Here is a 19,046-nt window from a genome sequence, read left to right on the forward strand (position 1 = left end):
GGATCGAAGGATGTCCCGATCAAGAACCGTCCTGGCCGCGCTCGCCGTCGCCGCGTCCGCGCTGATCGGTGGACCCGCCGAAGCGGCAGCGGATCCACCGTTACCCTCGGCGATCTTCCGCGCCACGCACAACAGCTACTCGGGCAACGTCGACGGCGCCAAGAACTCGATCGCCTACCAACTCGACCACGGCATTCGCTTCATCGAACTCGACATACACGACAACGGCTACGCCACCTCGCACGATTACTCCATCGGCCACGACTCTCCTGGCAACCTGGTCGACCACACGGGAAACCCCGCGTCGAACCTTCTGCGTGACTGGCTCAACGTGATCAACACCTGGTCGGCGCAGCATCCCACCGCCGCACCGATCGTGGTCGCGCTCGACATCAAAGACGACCTGACCGACAACGCCTCCTACGCCGCGGGCAACCTGGCCGCGCTCAACCAGGAGCTCACTTCTGTCTTCGGCTCACGGCTGTTCTGGGCCAAGGACTACCCTGCGAGCCCACCGACGGTGGACACGCTGCGCGGCCGGGTGCTCCCTCTGATCTCCGGCGACGGCAAGACCCGCACCCAGTACAAACGCGACGTCGGCTACAACCCGGCCGTCGCGATCAACGGCCGCGGCCAGGTTGTCGAGGTGCATGAGTCGGGCGCGGGCGCGCTCTGGTACTGGACCGGCGCCTACGGTGCCGACGGCCGCGTGACCTGGCTACGCCACGGCAAGTACGACACCGGCGTGACGCCGGCCGTCGCGCTGAACGACAACGGCGACCTGGTCGAGGTCCACCAGTCCGAGAACGCGACCACGCTGTGGTACCACGTCGGTCACCTCGACGCCGACGGCGAGATCACCTGGTCGCCCGCCCGCCAGTACGACAACGGCGTCCTGCCGACGGTCAGGTTCACCGACGCGGCAGGCACCCGGCTGCGCGAGATACACCGCAGCCAGAGCAACAGCCAGAACTGGAACTGGGACGGCGTGCTCAACGCCGGCACGATGACGGTTTCGTGGAGCGGCAACGCCAAGACCTCCGACGCCCGCTATGACAAGAGCACCTCGACCAGCGGCACGTCGCGCGTGCGTGTGTGGAACGGCGCCGACGGCCCGACCCCGTCCCAGACTCTGCGGATCGACACCGACAGGTACACCGGCGACCGCATCCGCTACCAGCAGACCGCCTTCGACGAGTTCCAGCAGGGCGACAGCGCGGAGCTCCAGCAGGGCGCGCTGTTCTACGCGGCGCCCGCCACCGAGTCCTCGTTCATCACCGCGGCGCGGCAGGCGGGACGGCTCGTGCGCGGCTGGGACTTCGACTCAGCGAGCAACGCGACGACGCCGCCGGCCAACTATCCGGCGACCAACCACCCGTACGACACCTGGTACCAGGACCTCCTCACAACCTCCGGCGCCATCCAGTGATCCGGTAGGCGCGGATCACGACGGTGGTGCCCGAGTCCTCCGTCGACCTGCCTCGCTTTCAGCCGGCACACGCCTTCCGGTGAGTTCCAACCGGCGGCAGGGCGGGCCTGGCGGCGTAGAGGCCGCAGTGGATCTTCCGCTTGCGAACGGAAGGTCCGCGGTTCGATTCCCCTCGTCGGCTCCGCAGCAGAAGGCCCCTGAGCAGGCACTATGCCCTCAGGGGCGTTCTCTTTGCGGGGACAATGTCGCGATCTTGCTAACACGGTGGCTCTCGGCCGGCTCGCCGCTATCCGCCTGGGCCTGGGCGAAGTTGTCGGCAGCCGTGGCCGCCTGTTCGTGGATGACGTGGACGTAGACGCGGAGCAAGATCGCCGGGTCGGCGCGCATGCAGGCGCTCCATTCGGCGTTGGCGGCCGAGACGCGGTCCGCGTGGCCCGGAGCCGTTCGATGGTCGCGCTCACGCGGTCGTCGGGGCCGACGGGCTGCACTCGACGACCCGCCGGCTGGCCTTCGGGCCCGTGGGGCAGTTCGTGCGCCGCATGGGCCTGTACGTCGCGACGATGGACGGCAGCGGAACTGGATCACCCCGCGCCGCGGGCCGGCACAGGTGACCGTCTGACCGTCGGCTTCGCCGGCACCGGGTGCAGTCTTTGGCGGCAGCCACCGGGCTCTGATCTGCTAAGCGGGTGGTCGCGGGCGGAGCCCGTCCATGAGCACGGTGATGAAAGCGTCGGTGAGCTGCCGGGACGCGGGCCGTGACCGCGCGACCGCGTAGGCGAGCTCGCCGATCAGAACGGTGGTGGTGGCGGGATCGATGTCGGTACGGATCGCGCTGTCCTGCCGAGCTCCGGTGACCATCTCCTCCACAACCCGTACGAGTTCGGCTCGCAGCGCCGTGGTGGCAGGCAGGTTCAGGCCGCCGAACTGATCGCTGATGGCGTGATGTGCGGACTGAAAGGCGATCAACTCGGCGAGGAAGGTACGCAGGGCCTGCTCCGGGCTGGTCTCGTTCAGCAGATCCCGGCCGCGTCGCGCCACCGGTTCGAGCAGGCCTGAGACGGCGGCGTCAAGGAGTGCGTCCTTGCCGCCGAAGGCGCGCACGACGGTTCCCGCTCCCAAGCCGGCCTTGTTGGCGATGGCCTCGACCGTGAGGGCGGCCCCCGGCTCGGCCAGCAGCGCCGTGGCCGCCTCCAGCGCGAGCCGCCTGTTGCGTACGGCGTCGGCTCTGCGTCCGCGCCCTTCTGATGCCGACATCTGGAACGCCCCTTCCGCATACTCAACTGGAGCAGGCATTCCAGTTAATGTATCGCAGGGAGTCACAGATGAACGAGCGAATCCTGGTCTCGGGTGCCGGCATCGCAGGGCTGACCTTGGCGAACTGGCTGGCCCGGTACGGCTTCCAGCCCACCGTGATCGAACGCGCACCGGCCGGGGTCACTGCTTCGGTACGAGGCCGATGTCGAACCGCACCTCGACCTCGTCGCTCACTTTGAGTGCGCCGAAGAACGCCGAGTAGGGACGAATCCCCCATCGGGACTGCACGATGGCCGCCGAGCCGTGTACGCGGCCCTCGGTCAGCACTCCCTGCACCGTGACGGGCCGGGTGACACCGACGATGGTGAGGTCGCCCTCGACGTGGAACGACTCCGCGGTCCCATCAACCCGTGTCGACCGGAACGTGATCGTTGGATCACGGTCGGTGTGCAGAATCTTCGTTCGAAGGGTTCTCCCGATCTCCTCACGATCGGAGTCCGTAAGCGGCTTGACGCCTCCGGTTCCTTCCCGGACTTCGAACGACTCGGCGTCGACCTCGACGGTCACCGACGAGTGGGCCGCGTTGACGGCGTCGACCGTGGCATCGCCGCGCCAGCGGGTGACCTCGATGGTGAGATCATGGCCGGCCTTCGCGCCGAGCCCGGTACGCGTCGTATTGACCAGGAGCCGGCCGGACTCGGGTCCCAACGTGTAACTACCAGCGGTAATGCTCACCTTTCCAGGCTAACCCCGCGTTCGACGGGGCTGCGGTCGCGCCTGGAAGCCGTCTCCTCGGTGCCCGGATGGGCCGCTCGCGTGGGCTTCCGCGAGATCCGCACCATGGGTCTGATATTCATCGTGTGGCACTTATGCGCCTGCCCGAGCCGCGAGCCTCTGCTTGAAGAGGGGGCGCCTGAGGCCCTCACGCCAGCCGTAGGAGACGACGATGAGCCACGAGAGCGCCCCATCGCACGGTGCCGAGGCCCGGCCGTTCCCGTTGGAGCCGACGCCGATCCACGTCCCAGACGGCGTGCTCGCCGACCTCCAGCAGCGCCTGGAACTGACTCGCTGGCCGGACGACGCGGGCAACGAGGACTGGTACTACGGCGTGAACCGTGCCTACCTGCAGGAACTCGTCGACTACTGGCGTACCGGCTACGACTGGCGCAAGGCCGAGGCGGCGATCAACGCGTACGAGCACTACCGCGTCGAGGTCGAGGGCGTACCGGTGCACTTCATGCGCAAGCCCGGAGTCGGCCCGGCGCCGACACCGTTGATCCTCACGCACGGCTGGCCCTGGACGTTCTGGCACTGGTCCAAGGTCGTCGACCCGCTGGCCGACCCGGGCGCGCACGGCGGCGACCCCGTCGAGGCGTTCGACGTGATCGTCCCCTCGTTTCCCGGTTTCGGGTTCTCCGCCCCGCTGCCGAGCACCCCGGACATGAACTTCTGGAAGGTCGCCGACCTCTGGCACACCCTCATGACCGGCACCCTCGGCTACGACAGGTACGCCGCCGCCGGCTGCGACGTCGGAGCCCTGGTCACCGGCCAGCTCGGGCACAAGTACGCCGACGAGCTGTACGCGATCCACATCGGCTCCGGCCAGAAGCTCACCCTGTTCAACGGTGACCGGGCCTGGGATCTCAGCGGTGGCCGGCCTATCCCGGACGGCCTGCCCGCCGACGTCCACGCCCGGATCGTCGCGTTGGAGAAGCGGTTCGCCGTCCATCTCGCCGCGCACGTGCTCGACTCGAGCACGCTCGCCTACGGGCTGTCCGACTCACCCGCCGGGATGCTCGCCTGGATTCTCGGACGCTGGGTGAGCTGGAGCGACAACGGCGGCGACATCGAGACCGTCTTCACCAAGGACGACCTGCTCACCCACGCCATGATCTTCTGGGCCACCAACTCGATCGGCACCTCGATTCGCACCTACGCCAACAACAACCGGTACCCGTGGACCCCGTCCCACGACCGGCTTCCTGCTGTCGAGGCGCCCACCGGCATCACCTTCGTCGGCTACGAGAACCCGCCCGGCGTCAGTACCGACCAGCGCGTCCAGAGCTTCCTCGACAGCGACCGCGCCGCTTGGTACAACCACGTCAACCTCAACGCCCACGACCACGGCGGACACTTCATCCCCTGGGAGATCCCCGACCTATGGGTTGACGACCTCCGGCGAACCTTCCGCGGTCGCCGATAGGGAGGGCCGCATCGATCCGGCCCGTCAAGATCGAGGTCACCCGCTCCGTCTCGACAGAGCGCCGATAATGCGCGGATCGGGCGTTGCGGGGGTGCAGTCCGTCGGCCGATGACATCGTGGGCCACAGGGAGGGATCTCCGTCGTCCCGGTTGTAGACCTGCGGACACCTGAGGTCGACCCAGGTCGCTACAGCGTCGTCCCGCCACTGTCTAGGCTGTGGGCCGTGGACGACCGTACGGAGAACTCGCAGCGCCTGGACAAGGGCGGCATCGCGCTGCGCTACCTGTTCGCCGTGCTGCCGATGCTGTTCTACGGGGTCATCTGGGGCGGGATCGTCTTCCGGAACCATGACCGGCTGGTGCAGGCGCTGGCCAGTGTGGCCCTCGGCGTGATCGGGTTGGTCCTGATGCACTGGCGACGCCGCTGGCCGCGGTCGATCGCGCTGGCGACCGCGCTGCTGACCGTGTTCTCCGACACGGCGACCGGCCCCGCGGCGGTCGCGTTCGTGTCCTTGGGGAAGCATCGCCCGTTGCGGCAGTTCGTCCCGGTTGTGGTGGCGTCCTGGCTGTGCCTGCTCGCACGTTGCTTCTCGTACGGCATCAGCCAGCAGGCCTTCATCAGCGCGACGATGGGGACCGCGATCCTCGGCGGGCTGACCGCCTTCGGCCTCTACCTGCACAGGGACCGTGAACTGGCCGCCTCACGGCGAGAGGCGGCACTGGCCTGGGAGCGCGCACAGGTGCAGCGGATCGAGCAGGCCCAGCTGGAGGAGCGGGCCAAGATCGCCCACGAGATGCACGACGTCCTGGCCCACCGGATCTCGCTGCTGTCGATGCTCGCCGGCGGCCTGGCATACCGGACCGACCTGACAGCCGAGGAGACGCGCGAGGCGGCGCTGGCGATCCAGGAGAACGCGCACCAGTCGCTGAACGAACTGCGCGCCGTGCTCGGCGCGCTGCGGCGCGACGGCGGCCTGGAGGCCCCGCAGCCGACCCTGGCGCACGTGGACGTGCTGTTCGACGAGGTGCGCGCCGCAGGCCAGCGGGTCGAGGTGGACGACGCCATCGACGAGCGGGAGCTGCTGCCCGCGCAGACCGGCCGGCACGCGTACCGGATCGTGCAGGAGGCCCTGACCAACGCGCGCAAGCACGCGCCGGGCAGCCAGGTGACGGCCGAGCTCGGCGGGCGTCCGGGCGACGGCCTGCGGATCCGGGTGAGCAACCCGGTTCAGCCCGGGACGTCTCCGGGCCCCGGCGGGCGGCTGGGCCTGGTCGGCCTGGCCGAACGGACCCGGATGGCCGGCGGCACCATCAGCCACGCCATCCAGCACGGACGCTTCGTCCTCGACGCCCGGCTGCCATGGGAGGCTTGACCACGTGACGCGAGTGGTGATCGTCGACGACGACCCGATGGTGCGTACCGGCCTGCGCCTCATCCTCGGCGGCGAGCCCGACCTGGACCTCGCCGGCGAGGCCGCGGACGGCCGGCAGGCCATGGACGTGGTCCGCGACCTCAGGCCCGACGTCGTGCTGATGGACATCCGGATGCCCGTCCAGGACGGGCTGACCACCACCGAGCTGCTGCTGGCCCAGCCGGACCCTCCCCGGATCCTCGTCCTCACCACCTTCGACGCCGACGACATGGTGCTCCGGGCGTTGCAGCTCGGCGCCGCCGGCTTCCTGCTGAAGGACACGCCGCCACCGAAGATGATCGAGGCGGTCCGCGCGGTCGCGAACGGCGAGCCGGTGCTGTCGCCGAGCGTCGCCAGCCAGGTGATCGCCGCGGCCACCGGCAGGCACGATCCGCGGCGCCCGGAGGCGCAGCGGGAGCTGGCGAGGCTCACCGAACGCGAGCGCGAGGTCGCGATCGAGGTGGCCAGGGGCAGTTCGAACGCCGAGATCGCCGAACGGCTCTACATGAGTGTCGCCACCGTGAAGGCGAACGTCACCCGCATCTTCGCCAAGCTGGGCACCGACAACCGCGTCCACGTCGCCATGAAGGTCCGCGACGCCGGCCTCCTCTGAACACGCTCGAAGGCGAGATTCTGCGCCGTCGTACTGGGACGATCATGTGCATGCAGACTCTGACGATGGCCCTCTATCTCGGCGGGCACCTCAGCGTGGCCAGCCCGGCGCGGGTCGTCCAGCGCACTCCGGAAGGGACGCTTCTGTGGCTGGTGGCCGGTGCGCCCATCTGGGAGGCGGTTCTCCCGGACGGCGGGCACCTTCGCGACGTCCTTCCCGAGAAGCGCCCCGCGGAGGGGTATCCGCTGAGGGTGGGCGAATGGCGGCCACCCAGCAACCTCGTCTACCAGCCGGCCGGAGCCGCTCACGCCGTGTGGTGGCTCTTCTCCACGGAGCTGGACTTCGAGGGCTGGTACGTGAACCTGGAGCGGCGCCGTTCGCGAGGGGACGACATCGACGTCGTCGACCACGAACTCGACATCGTCGTCGAGCCGAACGGGGAGTGGCGCTGGAAGGACGAGGAGTCCTTCGCCGCCAAGGTCGGCCATCCCGCCTACTGGACCTCGGAGGAGGCGTCGGAGATCCGGGCCGAAGGGGAGCGGGTGGGGCGCAGGATCGAGGCCGGCCGCTTTCCGTTTGACGGCAGCTGGTGCGATTTCACGCCTCCCGCGACGTGGGAGACGCCTGGACTGCCCGCCGCACCGCCGAGATTCCTCGGCGGGTAAGTCTGGCCGGGGTCAGGCGGGGGGCTGAGGGCCGCGGTAGGGGAGCGGGTGGCTGTAGACGAGGTTGGTGGTGGTGCTGCCGAACTGGGCGAGTTCGTCCACGAGCTGCTCCAGGTGGGCCATGGAGGTCGCGGCCACCTTCAGCGTGTAGCAGTCGTCGCCGGTCGTCCGCAGGCACTCCAGGATCTCCTGGCGTTCGCCGAGCAGGCGGTGCAGGGGCTGGTGCTGGTTTCCCGGGTACTTGAGGCGTACCACCGCCAGCACCGCGTAGCCCACCTTCGTCAGGTCGACGTCGGCCCGGTAGCCGGTGATGACGCCCGTGCTCTCCAGCCGTTTGACCCGCTCGGTCGTCGCTGACGCGCTGAGGTTCACACGCCGTCCGAGCTCGGTGAGGGGGACACGGCCGTCCCGCTGGAGTTCGGCGAGGATCGACCAGTCGGTGGCGTCAAGACTCTCGGTCACCGGGCCAAGATACCGGTAGATTAACGGCCAATCCGGACATAGGCCAGGAATAGTCTCTTCCAGTCCCAGGCGGCGGCTCGATAGCCTTATCCGGTGCGTATAGGGGTTAATGTCCCGAATTTCGGACCCGGTACCGGCCCGGACGTGCTGCGCCGATGGGCGCGCACGGTCGAGGCTCTCGGCTACGACATGCTGATGGTCTCCGACCACGTCGTGATCACGCCGGACGTCGCCGCGCAGTACCCGGCGCCGTTCTATGATCCGTTCACCACGCTGTCCTGGCTGGCCGGGATCACCGAACGGGTCCAGCTCGGGACGACGGTGCTCATCATGCCGTACCGGCATCCGCTGCTCGTCGCCCGCATGGCCGCCAACCTGCAGCAGCTCAGCGGGGGACGGCTGGTCCTGGGCGTGGGCGTGGGCTGGGCGCGGCAGGAGTTCGACGCGCTCGGCGTCCCGTTCCAGCGGCGCGGGAAGCTGACGGACGACTACCTGCGCGACGTCCGCACCGCCTGGGAGAACGACGACGACTACCGGTGCGGACGCATCCCGATCTGGATCGGCGGCAACAGCGACGCCGGGCTGCGCCGGGCCGTCCGGCTCGGCGACGCGTGGCATCCGCTGCGGGCCACCATGCCCTGGCTGCGCGAGAAGGCGGAACGGCTGAAGGTCGTCGCCGACGAGCTGGGGCGTCCGGTGCCCGGGTTCACCCCGCGCATCATGCTGCGCCTGACGGACGCGCCGATCGACGACCCGGGGCGGCGCGCCGGTGTCGGCTCGATCGATCAGGTCCTGGACGACCTCGAACAGCTCCGCCTGCTCGGCTCCGACACCGTCCTCCTCGACCCCTTCGGCGACGACCCGCGCGAGACGCACCATCCGGAGGTGGCGTGGCAGGCGCTCGCCACCCTGGCCGCCCGCTGGGACCTTTCCGCCCATCAGCCATGAACGGAGCAGTCATGACACCGGACGACGAGACCTTCCTCCGACGAGCCGTCGAGCTCGCCGCCACGGCGCGGGAGGGCGGGAATCCGCCGTTCGGCTCGCTGCTGGTCGGCCCCGGCGGCGACGTCCTCGCGGAAGACCACAACACCACCCTCTCGGACGCCGACATCACCGCCCATCCGGAGCTGAAACTGGCCAGGTGGGCGGCCAAGGAGCTCGACCCCGCCACCGCCGCCGCCACCACCATGTACACGAGCTGCCAGCCCTGCGGCATGTGCACGGGCGCCATCGAACGGTCCGGCCTGGGACGGGTCGTGTTCGCGCTCTCCACGGAGCAGCTCGGCACGCTCAAGCCGCCCGCCGCCCACGGCGCGGTCCGCCAGGAGGGCCCGGCGCTGTTCGACGAGGCCCGCGTCCCGGTGGAGGGCTACTACACCTGACCGGGATCGGCGGGTCCCGCCGCAGGCTGCTAACGGACGGCGCAGAGCAGGCGGTTGTTGCCGTGCTGCCAGAGGGTGCCGACCTCGCTGAAGCCGGCCTCGCGCAGCGCGTTGACGTGCATGGACAGTAGGTTCGACTCCGAGCCGTGGTGGTCGGCGCCCGCCGTGGTGCGGGCGGCGTCGAGCTCGGCGAAGTCGGGGTCGGCGGTGATGGCGTCCCACCACTGCCGCCAGTCCTCCGGTGGGCTTCCGGCGAACACCCGCTCGGTCTCGCGCGCGTGCAGGGCGCGTTCGAGGCGGGCGAGGACCGGCGTGGTCTGGTCGCTGTCGAGGTGGTCGCCGTTGAGCAGCAGCCCGCCGGGGCGCAGCACCGTGGCCACCTCCGCGTACACGACCTTGAGGTCCGGCTCGGAGATCCAGTGCAGCGCGGTGGTGCTCACCGCGGCGTCAGCGGGACGCTCCAGGCCCAGCGCCTTCGTCCAGCCGGGCGTGCGCAGGTCGGCGGAGACGAAGTCGAGCCGCGGGTAGGCGGCCTGGCCGAGCCCGATGAGCAGCGGGTCGGCGTCGACCGGGATCACGGTGGCCTCGGGCAGCCGCTCCAGGAGCCGGGCGGAGAGCGATCCGGGCCCGCAGCCGAGGTCGATGACCAGCGGGTCGGGACGGTCCAGCGCCTCGACGGCGTCGATCAGCGCGGTGAAGCGCTCCTCCCGGTCGGGTAGGTAGCCCTCCTGCTGCCGGTCCCATCGCGCGATCCACTCCTGTGCGGCATCGTGGGTGAGCACAACCATCTCCTTGTGACCGTCGTCTATGCTTTCGTCAGTCACAAGCTAGAGCACAAGGGCGTAACTGGTCAATTGGATTTCAACAGTCACACGGACGGCGTCGTCAGGGTGGCGGTGGGCCTGGTCAACGAGCTCACCCCCGGCGAGCGGCGAGGCCGCGCCTTCCCACGGCCGCAGGACCTCGTCACCGCCGCCGCGCAGGGCCTTCGCGCCGGCTATCCAGAGCACCGCGAGGTCACCGGGGCGGAGGCCGCCGAGCTGGCCGACCTCGCCGCGCACCTGCGCGTCGTCTTCGAGGCCGTCGCCTCGGCGGACCTCGACGCGGCGGCCCACCAGGTCAACCGCCTCCTGGACGAGTCGCGCGCCCGTCCGATGCTCTCGCGGCACGGTGGCGAGCCGTGGCACCTGCACTTCCACGGCACGGGCGGCACGATGTCCGGCGACTGGGCGGCGAGCTGCGCCACCGGCCTGGCGATCGTCCTGGGCGGCGAGTTCGCCGACCGGCTCGGCGTCTGCACGGCGCCGCACTGCGACCGCGTCTACGTGGACGTCTCCCGCAACGGCGCCCGCCGCTTCTGCTCGACCGCCTGCCAGAACCGCGTCAAGACGGCCGCCTTCCGCGCGCGGGCGAAGGGCGGGTGAGAGGGGTCAGGTGAGGGCGCGGATGGGCGTCCCGGCGAGGAAGGCCTGGATGTCCTCGACCGCTTCCTGGTAGTACGTCCGGTAGTTCGCGTGGGTGACGTAGCCGAGGTGCGGTGTCGCCAGGACGTTGGGCAGCGTCCGCAGCGGATGGTCCGGCGGCAGGGGCTCCGAGTCGAAGACGTCCAGCCCGGCGCCCGCGATGACGCCCGTCCGGAGCGCCTCGATCAGCGCGGCCTGGTCGACGATCGCCGCCCTGGACGTGTTGATCAGGTGCGCGGTGTGGCGCATGAGCGACAGCTCCCGCTCGCCGATCAAGCCGCGGCTGCGCTCGCCCAGCACCAGGTGGACCGAGACGATGTCCGACTCGGCGAGCAGCGCCTCCAAGGTGGGCGCGTGCCGGATGCCCAGCAGGTCGGTGCGGTCCTTCGTCAGGTTCCGGCTCCAGGCGACGACGTCCATGCCGAAGGCGCGGCCGATCTCGGCCATCTGGGAGCCGATCTTGCCCAGGCCGAGCAGGCCGAGGGTGTTGCCGCACAGGTCCAGGCCGATGGTCTGCTGCCAGGGGCCGTTCTGGCGCATCGCGGTGGACTCCGTCACCAGGTGGCGGGCCAGGCCGAGGATCAGGGCCCAGGCCAGCTCGGTCGGCGGGGTGGAGCTGCTGGCCGTGCCGCAGACCGTGACGCCGTGCTCGCGCGCCGCGCCCAGGTCGATGGCGGCGTTGCGCATGCCCGACGTGACGAGCAGCCGGAGGTTGGGGAGCCTGGCGAACAGGTCAGCGGGGAACGGGGTCCGCTCACGCATGACGGCGACGATCTCGTGGTCGTGGATCGCCTGGACGAGGTCGTCCTGGGTGGTGAAGTGCTCGGTGAAGCTAGTCGCCCGAACCGCCGACCAGTCGGCCAGGTCCAGGGCGACGCCTTGGTAGTCGTCCAGTACGGCGCAGCGCAGCATGAACGGATGCTATCGAGGCCGCTCCAGCCCCCCGAGCGGCAGCCGGGGAGCCGGACCCCGTTCATCGGCTGCGGGCGGTCAGTTGACGGGGTGCTCCTTGAAACGTTCCCAGGCCGACTGCCTGGTCATGCCGAGCGAGGCGCCGATGCGCTCCCAGCTCACGTTCCTGGTGCGCAGGTGCCGCACCCAGTCGTGCAGGTTGTCGTCGATCTGCGCCTGCACGGCGGCGATCTTGGGCAGGTGCTCCAGGATCTGCTCGTCCGTCATGGTCTCCCACATGGGCAGGCGGGGTTCGGTGGACGAGGCGAGCTTCTCCTGCTCCAGGATCTCGCGGCACAGGCCGACGCATTCGTCGCAGATGTGCACACCCGGTCCGGCGATCAGCTTCTGCACCTCCGAGCTCTTCTTGTGGCAGAACGAGCAGCGGAGTTTGTCTTCCCAGTCAGGCATGACCTGACAATAGCTCGTCAGGCCGCTCCTGACAAGCCTGTCCGCCGACCCTGCTCCGTCTGGGTCCGGAGGATGGCCTGCCGCTCCTCGTTGATGCGGCGGCAGATCGTCAGGTAGGCGTTGAACACCTTGTAGTACGCCTGCCGCGCCTCCCCGAGTTGCGCGTCGAGCGCGACGATCCGCTCGGGGTCGCCCTGGCGCTCGGCCTCGGCGAGCATCGCCCGCGCCTCGTCCACGATCTCCCCCGCCCGCAACCGCGTGCGGCGCAGCAGGGCCGAACACTCGTGGAGCTCTCTCAGCCGCGCTGAGGAGACGATGAGCTCGGCGACGTGGACGGCCGACTCCGGCACGTCCCGCCCGCGAACCTCTGCACCGCGAATTCCAGCGCTCATCCCCGCCACCTCTCCCGGTCAAGGTTGCCTGAGTGTAGACGCGCGGCCCTCACGTCCGGATCACCTGCGGGGCACGGGGGGAGTCCACTGATCCCGCGGGGCGGGTTATCTCCACCGCGGCGGAAAAGAGCCTTACCGAATGCGATTCGACGGTGACAAATTGTAGATGGTGGCTGGATTTACCAGCACTTTCGAAGAATGCCGGAGTTTGTGTGGGGACGGGAAATGGGCCGGTGCGAAGACGACGGATCGGCCGCGCAGGGCGCGCCCGAGGTCACATACTGAAATCGAATGGCAGCGGAACGTGACGGTTGAGGGGCGCGGCTGTGGTGACGACGACAACGGGCGGCGACGACGATGCGGTTGACGTCAGCGTCGTGATCCCGGTTCACAACTGCCGGCCGTACCTCGACAGATGCCTGACCGCCGCGCTCGTCCAACGGGTGAAGAAGGAGATCGTCGTCGTCGACGACGGTTCGACCGACGGCAGCGCCGAACTGCTCGACCTCTACGCCAGCTACCATCGCAACCGGATCAAGGTCATCCACCAGGAGCCCTCGGGCGGCGCCGGACGTCCGCGCAACGTCGGCATCGAGCACGCCACCGGGCGGTACGTGTTCTTCTGCGACGCCGACGACTACCTCGGCCCCGAGGCGCTGGAGCGGATGGTGGCCGCGGCCGACAGGAACGGCTCCGACATCGTCCTCGGCAAGGTCGTCGGGCACGGCAGGCGCGCCCCCGCCTCGATGTTCCAGCGCAACCTGGAACGCGCCGGGCTCACCGACAGCCCCGTCTACAACAGCTTGAGCTGCTTCAAGCTGTTCCGCAGGGAGATGCTCGAACGGCACGACATCAGGTTCGGCGAAGGCATGCTCGTCGGCGAGGACATCCTGTTCACCGTCCACGCCTACTGCCACGCGCAGGGCATCTCGGTCGTCGCCGACCACGACTGCTACCACCTGGTCTCCAGGCCCGACGGCAGCAGCATCATGCAGCGGCCGGAAAGCCGCGACCCGATCGGCTGGATGACGATGATCAGAGGGCCGATCCGGCTCATGGCCGAGCACATCCCGCCGGGGCCGCTCCGCGACCACCTGCTGAGCAGGCACTTCAAGCTCGATGTGTTCGCCCATCTCGGCGAGTCGTTCCTGGCAGCCGACGATGTCCGGCGCAAGGAGATCGCGCAGGAGGTGGCCGCGCTGTGCGACGAGTGGCTGACGCCCGGCGTCCGCGAGCGGCTGAGCAGCATGGACGCGCAGCGGCTCGCCTCGCTCGACGACGTCGACCGCCTGGTGCGGCTCGCCCGGATCGCGGGCGCCGCCGTCCAGCGCCGGATCACCGGGCTGCGCTGGGAGGGTGACCGGCTGGTGGTGTCCGGCACGGCCGGGCTGGCGGGGATGAGCGGGCGCGACCGGGTGTCCGTCGTGGTCGGGGCCCGGCACGGCGTGGGGGAGCCGCTCGTCGTCCCCGCCGAGCGCGACGGGGCCCGCTTCACCGCCAAGGTGCCCGCCGGCGCGCTGCCCTCCGGGGTCTGGGACCTGCGGGTCGCCGTCGAGATGGAGGGCGTCGTCAGGCACGGCAGGCTCGGGGCCGACCGCGACGCCGACGCCTCGCTGCCCGCGCCCCGGCTGATCCGCGGCGTGGCGATCCTGCCGTACTTCACCAGGGAGAACGGCAACCTCAGCGTGGACGTCGGCGGGCACGTGCTCGCGGTGCCCGGCACCGCCCGGCTCACCAGGACCAGGTGGACGCTCGGCCGCAAGCTGGTCATCGACGGCGAGATCACCGTCATCGGGACGTTCCCGCCGGCGTCGGCCACGCGCAGGCTGGTCTGGCGCGAGCGGCACACCGGCCGCGAGCGGGCCGAGCGGGTCCTCGCGCTGCCCGGTGGCGGCTTCGTCGCCAGGCCCGCGCTCGGGCGGCTCTCGCCCGGCACCTGGGACGCCTACCTGGAACTGCACCTGGGCGGCCCGCCCGCACGGTTCAGGATCGAGACCGATGCCAGGGCCGTCGCGCCGCCGCGCAGCTGGTGGCGCAGGTGGTGGATGGTGCGGACCGTGCGTCCGTACGCGACGTCCGGCAAGGGGCGGCTGAGCACGGTCGTCCGTACGCTGACCCCGCGCGGCCTGCTCAGCAGAGTGCTCCGCTAGCCGCGGCCTGCTCGTCGCCGCGGTCGGCGGGCCGCCTTGTTGCCTGGCGCGATCCTTCGTTAATTGCCACCTATGTGCAGGTGCAAGTCCATGTCCTAAAATGGGCGCGTTGCCGTGCCTAGTGGAGGATTGGTCGTGCACGTACCTGATGGCTTCTTCAATGTAGCCGTGTCCGTTTCCGCTGGGGTCGTCGCGGCTGCCGGGGTCGCGGTCTGCCTCCGCGGCGCGCGGCGGGAACTCGACGACAGAACCGCGCCCATGGCCGGGCTCGTCGCCGCGTTCATCTTCGCCGTCCAGATGCTGAACTTCCCCGTCGCCGCGGGCACCAGCGGACACCTGCTCGGGGGCGCGCTGGCCGCGATACTCGTCGGGCCCTATACAGGGGTGCTGTGCATGGCGGTGGTCCTCCTCGTCCAAGGCGTCTTCTTCGCCGACGGCGGGCTGACCGCGCTCGGCATCAACGTCACGATCATGGGCATCGTCACCGTCCTGGTCGGCTGGGGTGTGTTCCGGCTGGTCAGCAGGGTCGCGCGGGGCAAGGGCGCAGTCACCGCGGCCGCGTTCCTGGCGGCGCTGATCTCCGTGCCGGCCGCGGCGCTGGTGTTCACGCTGCTGTTCTGGATCGGCGGCACCTCGCCGATCGCGGTGGGCACCGTGGCCGCCGCGATGGGCGGCGTGCACGTCCTGATCGGCGTCGGCGAGGGCGTGATCACGGCGCTGACCGTGGGTGCGGTGCTGGCCGTCAGGCCCGACCTCGTCTACGGCGCCCGCGGCCTGGCCAAGCCGCTGGAACTGCGCGAAGCCGGGGGCACCACGGTCACCGTGGGCGCCGAGGAGCGGCCGGCTCCCGCCTCGGGCGGGCTCAGGCCGTTCCTGCTCGGCGGCGTCGGGCTGACGCTGGTGCTGGCCGGGGTCGTGTCGTTCTTCGCCTCTTCCAGCCCCGACGGGCTGGAGGCCGTCGCCGAGAGCAAGGGCTTCCTGCACAAGGCGACCGACCACGCGCTCGGATCGTGGGCGCTCGGCGACTACGGCGCCGCGGGCGGGATCCCCGTGGGCATCGCCGGCGTCATCGGCGTCGGGCTGACCCTGCTCCTCGCCGGGGTCGTGGCCTACGCGGCGCGCAACCGCAGGAAGGTCAGGGCCTAGCCCGATGGGAGCGGGGCACCACCACCAGCTCTACCGGCCCGGCGACTCGGTCGTGCACCGGCTGCCGCCGCAGTGCAAGCTGCTGGCCGTCATCACCTTCGCGATCGTGGTGGTGGCCACGCCGCGCGAGAACTTCTGGGCGTTCGGGCTGTACGCGGTCATGCTGGCGGTCGTCGCGGGGGCGGCCCGGGTGCCGCCCGCGTTCGTCCTGCGGCGGATGGTGATCGAGCTGCCGTTCGTGTTGTTCGCCTTCCTCATCCCGGTCATCGGGCTGGGGGAGCGCACCAGCGTCCTCGGCCTCTCGCTGAGCGTGCCCGGCCTGTGGGCCGGGTGGAACATCCTGGCCAAGGCCACGCTCGGGGTGGTGGCGTCCATCCTGCTCGCGGCCACGACCGAGCCCCGGGTGATCCTGGTGGGCGCGCAGCGGCTGCGGGTGCCCACGCTGCTGGTGCAGATCGCCACGTTCATGCTGCGCTACCTGGACGTGATCGTGGACGAGATGCGGCGGATGCGGATCGCCAGGGAGTCCCGGGGGTTCGAGGCGCGGAACTTCCGCCACATCCCGGTGATCGCACGCTCTGCCGGGGCCCTGTTCATCCGCTCGTACGAGCGGGGTGAGAGAGTGCATCTGGCGATGCTCAGCCGAGGCTATGCGGGGCGGATGCCGATAATGCAGGAAATTTCGGCATCGGTGGGGCAATGGGCTATCGCGCTCGCCCTGCCGGCCGTGGCTCTCGCCGTACTAGGACTGTCGTTGTGAACTCTCTCGAAGTCAGCCGGCTCGCCTACGCCTACCCCGACGGGACCCAGGCCCTGTTCGGCGTGGACCTCACGATCACCAGGGGCGAGCGCGTCGCGCTGCTCGGGCCGAACGGCGCGGGCAAGACCACGCTGGTCATGCACCTCAACGGCATCCTCAGCGCCGGGCACGGCACCGTGACCGTCGCGGGCACGCCGGTGCGCAAGGACACCCTCAAGGAGATCAGGCAGCGCGTCGGGCTGGTCTTCCAGGACCCCGACGACCAGCTCTTCATGCCCACCGTCCGCGACGACGTGGCCTTCGGGCCCGCCAACGCCGGCGTCACGGGCGAGGAGCTGGACCGGGTCGTCAAGGACGCGCTGGAGCGCGTCGGCATGCTGCACGCCGCCGACCGGCCCCCGCACCACCTGTCGTTCGGCCAGCGCCGCCGGGTGGCCGTGGCGACCGTGCTCGCCATGCAGCCGGAGATCCTGGTGCTGGACGAGCCATCGTCCAACCTCGACCCGGCCGCACGCAGGGAGCTGGCCGAGATCCTGCGCTCGCTGGACGTGACCGTGCTCATGGTCACCCACGACCTGCCGTACGCGCTGGAGCTCTGCGAGCGCTCGCTGATCCTGTCCGACGGCGTGATCGCGGCCGACGGGCACACCGGCGAGTTGCTCGCCGACTCCGCCCTGCTCGCCGCCCACCGCCTGGAGCTCCCGTACGGCTTCGCCATTCCCGCGCGCTAGGTGTGCCCGACCTCGCGCAGCCCGGCCTCCGCCGCTGGACCGGGGCGCCGAGGCCCGCTGACGGCCGGCCCACCGGCGCCGCCATAGCCTCTCCTCGGACCTGCATGGCGGCGCTTTCCCGCAATCTGGTCTCCAGCGTTGTATCCGCGTGCCTCGCGGGTAGGTCTGGTGAGCACCTCCAGCGTGGTGCCCCCCGGGACGACGAGGAAGACGATGCCCAGCCGCGTGACAGCGATGTTGTTGACCACCCATCACCCACCCCCACCAGGGCGGACAGCGCGGCTGGCGGTGCCGGTGCGATCGCCGTCCGGCGGGCGGCGGCCTTCTGCGGGCTGACCGCGACGGACGGCCGGCGCACGCCGGGTTCCGTACCGTCCTTCCGCATACGACTGATCATGGTCTCCGCATGCTCGGTATCAGAGGATGTCGAAGTACAGTGGCTCATCGAGGAGGGGCCGAATGAAGCTGCGGCTTGCGCGACACGCGATGGGTGATGCCGTGGTGGTGGCCGTGGAGGGCGAACTTGACCTGTTCACCGCACCATTCCTGCGCGACGAGGTGCGCGACGCGATCAAGCAGGACGGCGCCAGGCTCGTCCTCGACCTCCAGCAGCTCTCGTTCATGGACTCCAGCGGGTTGTCCGTGCTGATCGAGGCGTGGCGGCTGGCCACCGGCGAGGGCGGCGGGGTGTCGCTGGCGGGCCCCCAGGCCCCGGTGGCGCGGATCCTGCGCACCACCGGGCTCGACCGGCGGATCAAGGTGTACAGCGACGTCGACAGCGCCGTGGGTGAGATTTAACCGGCCCCGAGTAGAACTTCATTCGGTAGGCGGGTTAGGGTCCGGGATATGGACGTGAACGGATCCGCAGCAATCATTTCAGGTGGCGCCAGCGGCCTCGGCGAGGCCACCGCCCGCGAGCTCGCCCGGCAGGGCGCCACCGTCGTCATCGCCGACCTCAACGAGGAACGCGGCAAGGCCGTCGCCGACGAGCTGGGCGGCGTCTTCGCCAAGACGGACGTGTCCGACGACGAGCAGGTGCAGGCCGCCGTCGACGCGGCCGTGGCCACCGGCAAGCCGCTGCGCGTCGTGGTGAACAGCGCGGGCATCGGCTGGGCCGAGCGCACGGTCAACCGTGAGGGCGAGCCCCACAACCTCGCCAGCTACCGCAAGGTCATCGAGGTCAACCTGGTCGGCACGTTCAACCTCATGCGTATCGGCGCGGCGGCCATCGCCAAGACCGAGCCGGTCGACGCCGACGGGCAGCGCGGCGTGGTGGTCAACACCGCGTCCGTCGCGGCGCTGGAAGGGCAGACCGGGCAGCTCGCCTACTCCGCGTCCAAGGGCGGCATCGTGGGCATGACCGTCCCCGCGGCGCGTGACCTGGCGGCGATCGGCGTGCGGGTGAACACGATCTGCCCCGGGATCATCGATACGCCGATCTACGGCTTCGCGCCCAACGCCGAGGAGTTCAAGGCCAAGCTGGTGGCGCCGGTGGTGTTCCCGAAGCGGATGGGGCGCGCTGACGAGTTCGCGCACCTGGTGCGGTCGCTGATCGAGAACGACTACATGAACGCCGAGGTCGTCCGGTTCGACGGTGGTATCCGCTTCCAGCCCAAGTGA

General features: G+C 70.1%; 21 protein-coding genes and 2 pseudogenes. 15 read left to right on the forward strand and 8 right to left on the reverse strand.

Features of this window, described 5'->3' with window-relative positions:
- Positions 1–10 precede the first annotated feature (10 nt).
- Positions 11–1,429, forward strand: a complete 1,419-nt coding sequence (locus ABZ297_RS15175) for a hypothetical protein (protein ID WP_355345222.1) — start codon at positions 11–13, stop codon at positions 1,427–1,429.
- A 216-nt stretch (positions 1,430–1,645) separates the two neighbouring features.
- Here ABZ297_RS15175 and ABZ297_RS15180 read toward each other — a convergent pair whose 3' ends face one another.
- Positions 1,646–1,816, reverse strand: coding sequence for a hypothetical protein (locus ABZ297_RS15180; RefSeq protein WP_355345225.1), 171 nt, complete (start codon positions 1,814–1,816; stop codon positions 1,646–1,648).
- Between the two features lie 291 nt (positions 1,817–2,107).
- On the reverse strand, positions 2,108–2,683 hold the full coding sequence (locus ABZ297_RS15185) for a TetR/AcrR family transcriptional regulator (protein ID WP_355345228.1): 576 nt from the start codon (positions 2,681–2,683) through the stop codon (positions 2,108–2,110).
- Between the two features lie 68 nt (positions 2,684–2,751).
- On the opposite strand from ABZ297_RS15185, the pseudogene ABZ297_RS15190 reads away from it, so the two are divergent.
- Positions 2,752–2,859: pseudogene (locus tag ABZ297_RS15190) on the forward strand (NAD(P)-binding protein); the annotation flags it as partial.
- A gap of 4 nt (positions 2,860–2,863) precedes the next feature.
- On the opposite strand, the gene ABZ297_RS15195 reads toward ABZ297_RS15190, so the two are convergent.
- On the reverse strand, positions 2,864–3,418 hold the full coding sequence (locus ABZ297_RS15195) for a YceI family protein (protein ID WP_355345231.1): 555 nt from the start codon (positions 3,416–3,418) through the stop codon (positions 2,864–2,866).
- Positions 3,419–3,629: 211 nt separating this feature from the next.
- Here ABZ297_RS15195 and ABZ297_RS15200 point away from each other — a divergent pair, with 211 nt between their 5' ends.
- The 4 genes from ABZ297_RS15200 to ABZ297_RS15215 all read left to right on the forward strand — a co-directional run bounded on the left by ABZ297_RS15200 (position 3,630) and on the right by ABZ297_RS15215 (position 7,575).
- Positions 3,630–4,886 carry an epoxide hydrolase gene (locus ABZ297_RS15200; RefSeq protein WP_355345234.1) on the forward strand — a complete coding sequence of 419 codons (1,257 nt, stop codon included), beginning with the start codon at positions 3,630–3,632 and terminating at the stop codon, positions 4,884–4,886.
- A gap of 223 nt (positions 4,887–5,109) precedes the next feature.
- The gene (locus tag ABZ297_RS15205; RefSeq protein WP_355345237.1) at positions 5,110–6,258 is read left to right on the forward strand and encodes a histidine kinase; all 1,149 of its coding nucleotides are present in this window, start codon (positions 5,110–5,112) and stop codon (positions 6,256–6,258) included.
- Positions 6,259–6,262: 4 nt separating this feature from the next.
- Positions 6,263–6,910 (forward strand): response regulator transcription factor, encoded by a 648-nt coding sequence (locus ABZ297_RS15210; protein WP_355345240.1) that lies wholly within the window; start codon positions 6,263–6,265, stop codon positions 6,908–6,910.
- A gap of 50 nt (positions 6,911–6,960) precedes the next feature.
- Complete coding sequence (locus ABZ297_RS15215; RefSeq protein WP_355345243.1) at positions 6,961–7,575, forward strand: DUF402 domain-containing protein; 615 nt, start codon at positions 6,961–6,963, stop codon at positions 7,573–7,575.
- 12 nt (positions 7,576–7,587) lie between these two features.
- Here ABZ297_RS15215 and ABZ297_RS15220 read toward each other — a convergent pair whose 3' ends face one another.
- Complete coding sequence (locus tag ABZ297_RS15220; protein WP_355345246.1) at positions 7,588–8,037, reverse strand: Lrp/AsnC family transcriptional regulator; 450 nt, start codon at positions 8,035–8,037, stop codon at positions 7,588–7,590.
- A 93-nt stretch (positions 8,038–8,130) separates the two neighbouring features.
- On the opposite strand from ABZ297_RS15220, the gene ABZ297_RS15225 reads away from it, so the two are divergent.
- Both ABZ297_RS15225 and ABZ297_RS15230 read left to right on the forward strand, forming a co-directional pair.
- Positions 8,131–8,985 (forward strand): LLM class flavin-dependent oxidoreductase, encoded by an 855-nt coding sequence (locus ABZ297_RS15225; protein WP_355345249.1) that lies wholly within the window; start codon positions 8,131–8,133, stop codon positions 8,983–8,985.
- Between the two features lie 11 nt (positions 8,986–8,996).
- A complete protein-coding gene (locus tag ABZ297_RS15230; RefSeq protein WP_355345252.1) occupies positions 8,997–9,422 on the forward strand; it encodes a nucleoside deaminase in 426 nt (141 codons plus the stop codon).
- Between the two features lie 29 nt (positions 9,423–9,451).
- On the opposite strand, the gene ABZ297_RS15235 is transcribed toward ABZ297_RS15230, so the two are convergent.
- Positions 9,452–10,210: a class I SAM-dependent methyltransferase gene (locus ABZ297_RS15235; protein WP_355345255.1), complete on the reverse strand. Its 759-nt coding sequence runs from the start codon at positions 10,208–10,210 to the stop codon at positions 9,452–9,454.
- A gap of 66 nt (positions 10,211–10,276) precedes the next feature.
- On the opposite strand from ABZ297_RS15235, the gene ABZ297_RS15240 reads away from it, so the two are divergent.
- Positions 10,277–10,846, forward strand: a complete 570-nt coding sequence (locus ABZ297_RS15240; RefSeq protein WP_355345258.1) for a CGNR zinc finger domain-containing protein — start codon at positions 10,277–10,279, stop codon at positions 10,844–10,846.
- A 6-nt stretch (positions 10,847–10,852) separates the two neighbouring features.
- Here ABZ297_RS15240 and ABZ297_RS15245 read toward each other — a convergent pair whose 3' ends face one another.
- From ABZ297_RS15245 to ABZ297_RS15255, 3 genes and pseudogenes are all read right to left on the reverse strand, one after another.
- Positions 10,853–11,797: a D-2-hydroxyacid dehydrogenase family protein gene (locus tag ABZ297_RS15245; RefSeq protein ID WP_355345261.1), complete on the reverse strand. Its 945-nt coding sequence runs from the start codon at positions 11,795–11,797 to the stop codon at positions 10,853–10,855.
- A 312-nt stretch (positions 11,798–12,109) separates the two neighbouring features.
- Positions 12,110–12,247 (reverse strand): annotated as a pseudogene (locus tag ABZ297_RS15250) (ClpX C4-type zinc finger protein); the annotation flags it as partial.
- A gap of 17 nt (positions 12,248–12,264) precedes the next feature.
- The gene (locus ABZ297_RS15255) at positions 12,265–12,639 is read right to left on the reverse strand and encodes a hypothetical protein (RefSeq protein ID WP_355345264.1); all 375 of its coding nucleotides are present in this window, start codon (positions 12,637–12,639) and stop codon (positions 12,265–12,267) included.
- A gap of 326 nt (positions 12,640–12,965) precedes the next feature.
- Here ABZ297_RS15255 and ABZ297_RS15260 point away from each other — a divergent pair, with 326 nt between their 5' ends.
- From ABZ297_RS15260 to ABZ297_RS15285, 6 genes are all read left to right on the forward strand, one after another.
- Positions 12,966–14,789, forward strand: coding sequence for a glycosyltransferase family 2 protein (locus tag ABZ297_RS15260; protein ID WP_355345267.1), 1,824 nt, complete (start codon positions 12,966–12,968; stop codon positions 14,787–14,789).
- A 135-nt stretch (positions 14,790–14,924) separates the two neighbouring features.
- A complete protein-coding gene (locus ABZ297_RS15265) occupies positions 14,925–15,935 on the forward strand; it encodes an energy-coupling factor ABC transporter permease (RefSeq protein ID WP_355345270.1) in 1,011 nt (336 codons plus the stop codon).
- 4 nt (positions 15,936–15,939) lie between these two features.
- Positions 15,940–16,695, forward strand: a complete 756-nt coding sequence (gene cbiQ / locus ABZ297_RS15270; protein WP_355345273.1) for a cobalt ECF transporter T component CbiQ — start codon at positions 15,940–15,942, stop codon at positions 16,693–16,695.
- Positions 16,692–17,426, forward strand: coding sequence for an ABC transporter ATP-binding protein (locus ABZ297_RS15275; protein WP_355345277.1), 735 nt, complete (start codon positions 16,692–16,694; stop codon positions 17,424–17,426). The genes cbiQ and ABZ297_RS15275 overlap by 4 nt, the downstream gene beginning before the upstream one ends.
- A gap of 459 nt (positions 17,427–17,885) precedes the next feature.
- A complete protein-coding gene (locus ABZ297_RS15280; protein ID WP_350812883.1) occupies positions 17,886–18,224 on the forward strand; it encodes an STAS domain-containing protein in 339 nt (112 codons plus the stop codon).
- Between the two features lie 48 nt (positions 18,225–18,272).
- A complete protein-coding gene (locus ABZ297_RS15285) occupies positions 18,273–19,046 on the forward strand; it encodes an SDR family NAD(P)-dependent oxidoreductase (RefSeq protein WP_355345280.1) in 774 nt (257 codons plus the stop codon).

It is taken from the genome of Nonomuraea sp. NPDC005983 (genome assembly GCF_040614375.1).
Taxonomy (GTDB): domain Bacteria; phylum Actinomycetota; class Actinomycetes; order Streptosporangiales; family Streptosporangiaceae; genus Nonomuraea.